Here is a 3,438-nt window from a genome sequence, read left to right as displayed (position 1 = left end):
CCCCCGTTTAAAAAAGTCAAGTCCCAACCACACATGCTAAACCGAAAAAAATAATGTTATACACAGAATAATCCACAGTAAAAGCCACATTCACCATAAAATTTGTGGATAAGCATCACTTAAACCGTAAAAATACGCGTTTCAAGGTTTTTAAAGAATTTTCCCAGGTTTTTTTAAGGAAAGACTTTTCGGGTGTGTCGTGCGCGACGACCTGCCTTTTCGCTTATAGCGTAGCGCGAAAAGGCAATTCGGAGCGCTGAGCTTGCTCAAAGTTGAAAGCACAGTGTGCTTTCAACGCAAGCGAAGACGTGAGCGCGGCTAATCCGCGCGAACGCTATTTCCGCTTTTTGTACGTAATTTTGGCCGAATTTGGTACAAAATGCGGAGTTATTTTACTCAAGAAAACCGTTCGCGCGTTACAACGCACTATACTCACAGCGTTATTGAGTGGCTGGAAGTAGACTTCCAAGCATGAGCTAGTTTTGCGGAATTTGGAAGTAGACTTCCAACTTTTGCCATTTTGCACTAAACTTGGAAGTAGACTTCCAACTTGCGAAAGGCAAACGTATGTATTCAAGAACTGAGTATCTTAATAAGCTTCTTGCTTTTAAAGACACTGATTTTGTAAAAGTGATAACAGGCGTGCGACGCTGCGGAAAATCTGTGATTCTTCAACAATACATGGATTCTCTTCGCGAACTTGGAGTGTCAGACTCGCACATAATATACATAAATCTTGAAAGCTTTGAATATCGCAACGTGCTTACAGATTCCAATCTTATGGATGTTATCTGTTCAAAAATGCACAGTGGTGAAAATTCGAACAGTGGCACAAATACAAACAGTGGCACAAGTCAGCAAACAACCGTAAATCAACAAAAAACTTATATTTTAATAGACGAAATACAGTTTGTAGATGGCTGGCAAAAAGCCATTAACGCGCTCAGAGTTAGTTTTAATTGCGATATTGTTATAACAGGATCTAACGCAAAACTTCTTTCTGGCGAGCTTGCCACTAACTTAAGTGGAAGGTACGTTGAAATACCAGTGTATCCGTTCTCTTTCAAGGAATTTTTGGGAGCAAAGCAAATCGACGTTAACTCTAGAGAAGTAGATTTGGCGTATAAAGAATACGAACAATATGGCGGATTTCCTAGTGTCGTGCTTGCGGACGAGCCGCTTAAATACACTATTCTTTCTGGCATATACGATTCCATTATTCTTAACGATATTGCTGCTCGCGCTCAAATAAAAGACAGTTTTACACTTAAAAGAATAGTCGCATTTTTGGCTGATAATGTTGGCCAGCTTGTTAACGCTTCTAAGGTTACGAGTCTTTTAAAAAACGAGCGGATAGAAGTTTCGAATCACACTATTTCTAGATATTTAGAGCTTTTGCAAAATGCTTATTTGTTCTTTGAAGTTAGACCGTACGATATTCGCGGAAAAGCATACTTAAGACAGAATGCAAAGTATTTTATTGTTGACAGCGGCTTAAGAAATCAGGCTGTTAGTCATCGGCTTGGAAATATGGGCAATCGCCTAGAAAATATTGTGTTTTTGGAGTTGTTGAGAAGGGGGTATGACGTTGATGTTGCTCGAGCTGATGGCAGTGAAGTAGATTTTATTGCACGCAAGGGCGATTTGGTTGAATATTATCAAGTTACTCAGCAATTGCCAGAAAATACGCATGAAACCGATAATTTGCTTAAATTACGCGATAACTACGCAAAATTCCTTATTACAGGCAGATATGCGGGAGTTGATTTAATAGACGGCATTAATGTGAAGTATGTGGTTGATTGGCTAATTGAAAAGTCTTAAAGTTTAAAGTCTTAATAAATGATCGCAAAGTGGCCATTTTTGCGCGCTGGTTTGAGTTGCTAAATGCGCAAGCGATTTCCCGAGTTTGTAGCTCAAATCGACGTTTTGGACTACATTCTCGGTAAAAATCTCCCGAGTTTGTAGCTCAACACACTGATTTGTACTACATTCTCGGTAAAAATCTCCCGACTTTGTTGTAAATCACGCCAATTTGAACAACATTTTCGGGAAAAACAAAAAAGCTTTCGGTTTTAAAAGCCCCTAGTAGCATCCAAAACCGAAAGCAACACGCTCAACACCCAAAACCCCCGTAAGCCTTTACTTCAATCCCGGGAAGAAAAGAAAATAATAGCAAACCAGAATCAAAATAAAAACACAAGAATCAAAGGCAAAACCAGCCTGGAATTTCCCTACAAAACACCACACTAGCCGTTAAGCGCAAATCTTAAATAACGCGCACTCGCGCTCTAAAACACACGAGTGCGCGCGCAGTGCTTAGTGACGAGCCTTGCGAACAGCAGCACCCATACCAGCAAGCATGGTTGCAGCCAAAGCAGTCAAAGTCACACCAACACCAGTCTTAGGCAACTTCTTGCCATCATTCTTCTTCTTCTCAACTTCAGGCTTGCCTGGCTTACCTGGCTGACCTGGCTTACCTGGCTGACCTGGCTTACCGTCTGGTACGAAACCACCAACACCAGGAAGAGTAGTTGGAACCAATGGATCAGTAATCTGTGGAAGATCAGCTGGAAGCTTCACACCATCGCGAATAGCAGCATTGTAAGCAGCCTTGTAGGCTTCCAAAGCCTTATTGTAAGCAACAGCAGCCTTCTCAGCATCACCCTTAGCCTTCTCAAGCTCACGAGCAGCCTTCTGTTCAGCCGTAGTAGCAGCATCCAGCTCAGCCTGAGCACGAGCCTCAGTATCCTTCAAAGCCTTGTAAGCAGTTTTATCAGTAAGATCCAAACCAGCAGCCTCTGCATCAGAAACAGCCTTCTGAGCAGCCTTGAAGTTAGCCGTAGCCATCTTCAAATCAGCATCAGCCTTCTGCCAAGCCTCAAACTTCTCGCTGTAAGTCTTCATCTTATCAGCGTGATCAGCCTTAGTAGCATCAAGCTTGGTCTTAGCCTCAGAAACAACAGCAACGTGATGAGCCTTGGAATGAGCAGCCTCATGAGCAGCCTTATCACGAGCTTCCTTATCAGCCTTCTCCTGTGCTACCTTTTCCTTAAGCTCATAGTAAGCACGGTTGTACATACCATCCAACTTGGTCTGCTCAGGCTTGAGTGCAGTTTCGGCGGCAGTTACAGCGTCAGCCTGCTCTTTACCCTTGCCAGCAGTAGTAGCACTATACTGATCGCCAAGGGCAGTCTTCATTGCTTCATTCTTAGCCTTAGCATCATCAACAGCCTTCTTTAGAGGAGCAACCTTAGCTTCCTGAGCCTTAATAGCATCATCCAATGCCTTAAGCGACGCGGTATCTTCAGCGTAAATCTGATCAGGGGTCTTAGCTTCATCAGCAGCGAATGCTGGGGTTGCCATTGCGAAGCCGGCAAGCAAAGTTGCGCCAGCAGCGAAAGCGGCGATAGCCTTCTTATTCATCATTTTAATTTC

Annotated in this window: 2 protein-coding genes; one reads left to right on the top strand and one right to left on the bottom strand. The window is 43.0% G+C overall.

What is annotated here, in order from left to right; all coding sequences use genetic code 11:
- The first annotated feature begins 567 nt into the window (after nucleotides 1-567).
- Entirely contained in the window at nucleotides 568-1,824 is a 1,257-nt protein-coding gene (locus tag QP420_RS06400; protein ID WP_481616891.1) for an ATP-binding protein, read from the top strand.
- A gap of 495 nt (nucleotides 1,825-2,319) precedes the next feature.
- Here the strand turns inward: QP420_RS06400 and QP420_RS06395 are convergent, their stop codons facing one another.
- Nucleotides 2,320-3,429 (bottom strand): collagen-like triple helix repeat-containing protein, encoded by a 1,110-nt coding sequence (locus QP420_RS06395; RefSeq protein WP_481616892.1) that lies wholly within the window; start codon nucleotides 3,427-3,429, stop codon nucleotides 2,320-2,322.
- Nucleotides 3,430-3,438 lie beyond the last annotated feature (9 nt).

Source organism: Bifidobacterium sp. UMB1197 (assembly GCF_030217745.1).
Lineage (GTDB): Bacteria > Actinomycetota > Actinomycetes > Actinomycetales > Bifidobacteriaceae > Bifidobacterium > Bifidobacterium vaginale_B.
This window is presented reverse-complemented; position numbering and strand designations above follow the sequence as displayed.